The sequence below is a fragment of the Streptomyces sp. P17 genome (genome assembly GCF_032436805.1).
GTDB lineage: Bacteria > Actinomycetota > Actinomycetes > Streptomycetales > Streptomycetaceae > Streptomyces.
The window spans coordinates 1-230 of the sequence record NZ_JAVRBF010001578.1; the positions used below are offsets into that span (position 1 = coordinate 1).

A 230-nucleotide genomic window follows, 5' to 3' on the forward strand; every position below is an offset into this window, starting at 1 on the left:
TCGATGTGAAGACGGTCGAGTATCTGATCGGTCTCATGGCAAAGCATGAATTGACCGAAATCGCCCTCCAAGAAGGGGAACAGAAGATTCGGCTCCGCAAGGGGTCCGAGATCATCCCAACCGTGGCAGCAGCCCCAGCGACTCCCGTTGCGGCTGTCGCTGCCGCACCAGCGGTTCCTGCAGCGGCGACGCCAGCAGCACCTGCGAAAAAACTGCTCGAAATCAAGTCG

1 protein-coding gene is annotated in these 230 nt (G+C 59.1%); it reads left to right on the forward strand.

Going from position 1 to position 230, the window contains the following annotated elements; all coding sequences use genetic code 11:
* The coding region (locus RMT89_RS45745; protein ID WP_315889652.1) for a hypothetical protein at nucleotides 1-230 on the forward strand (230 nt) is incomplete at both ends.